At 68.5% G+C, this 1,331-nt stretch carries 1 pseudogene; it reads right to left on the bottom strand.

The window, feature by feature from the left end:
- Window positions 1–1,331 (bottom strand): annotated as a pseudogene (locus AB0M79_RS36310) (hypothetical protein); the annotation flags it as partial.

Genomic DNA, 1,331 nt, shown 5'->3' with positions numbered 1-1,331 from the left:
GCGTTGGTGCCGTCACCCGGGGACGGGAACGAGTGCGTCAACGTCCACGAGTCGACGTCCTGCCAGTCCGCGGGGGTGACCGAGGTGTTCCAGACTCTGGTGGTCACCTTCGCCAGGCGCTTGGTGCTCCAGAACGTCGGCGAGTAGTTGGTGCCAGAGGAGGTCGCGGACTGGGCGCACTCCTGGTCCCAGGGCACGTCCGGCCACCGGGTCGCGTCGTGGGTGGCGCAGTTGGACAGGCAGCGGTCGTCTGGTTCGAACAGGATCTGGGCGATCGGGGTCGTCGAACGGCCGTCGGCGCGGTCCCAGGTGCCGTATTCGATCCGGCGCAGCACACCGCCGCGGTCGTAGGAGACGGTGTCGGAACTGGTGAGGTTCGCGGCGTACTTGTTCAGTTCCTTGTCGTACCAGTACGAGTTGGTGTTGCCATGCGGGTCGATGACGTAGTCGAGGTTCCACCGCCACGCCTGCATGCAGTGCGACGCCGCGAACGTCGACTGCCGGCACGGTTCGCCGGTGTGGTTGCCGTAGACCCGGGTCCGCCAGGTGCTGTTCGTGTCGCTGGTGTGCCCGGCCGGGCGGTTGAGACCGAAGAAGTACTGCACGCCGTCGGCGTCGGTCACCTTCCAGTGCTCACCGTCGTTGTCGTTGTTCGGCGCGCCGGTCAGCTTCTCGATCCGTGACCCGTCCTCGGTGCGGCTGTGCCAGCCCTTGCCTGCCTCGAAGATGAGTTCGGTGCTGCGCCCGTTGAGGCTCATCGTGGCGTTGTCGGAGCGCCAGCACAGGTCGCCGGTCTTGACCGTGTTGTTCGCCGAGCCGCCCATGTCCTCCGAACAGGGGACGTAGCGGCGTTCGATGAACCCGGGCGTGTACTCGAAGCCCTCACCGATCCACGACGGCTGGTTGTTCGTGGCCTCGGACCGGCCGTCGACACTCGACGAGGAGTAGGACAGGCCGAGCCCCGGGGTGGGGCCGGCGATCCCGGGCGGCAGCCGCATCGGATACGTCCAGGAGAAGTCGCCGGTCGACCCGCCGGCCGACCACGACGACGAGGCCTGCAACGGGCTGGCCGCGAAATCGCCTCCGGAGCCGGTGGGCCCCGCCATCAGCGCGATGGTCATGGTGGAGCCGGCGGCCGATCGTGCCGCCGTGGGGACGTCGACCTGGGCCGAAACCATGCTCAGGGCGGTGTCGTTGACCGACCGCAGCGGCACGACCTGGCAGCCGGCCGGCGCCGGGTCTTCCAGGGCGCAGGACGGCACCTGCCACAGCCGCAGCCGCGCCGCCCAGTCACCACCGTAGGCGTACCTGAACTTGGAGTAGTCCACCGA

The sequence above is a fragment of the Polymorphospora sp. NPDC051019 genome (assembly GCF_040683055.1).
GTDB classification, from domain to species: Bacteria; Actinomycetota; Actinomycetes; order Mycobacteriales; family Micromonosporaceae; genus Polymorphospora; species Polymorphospora lycopeni.
The sequence above is the reverse complement of the archived record's forward strand: the minus strand, read 5'-3'. Positions and strand labels throughout refer to the sequence as shown.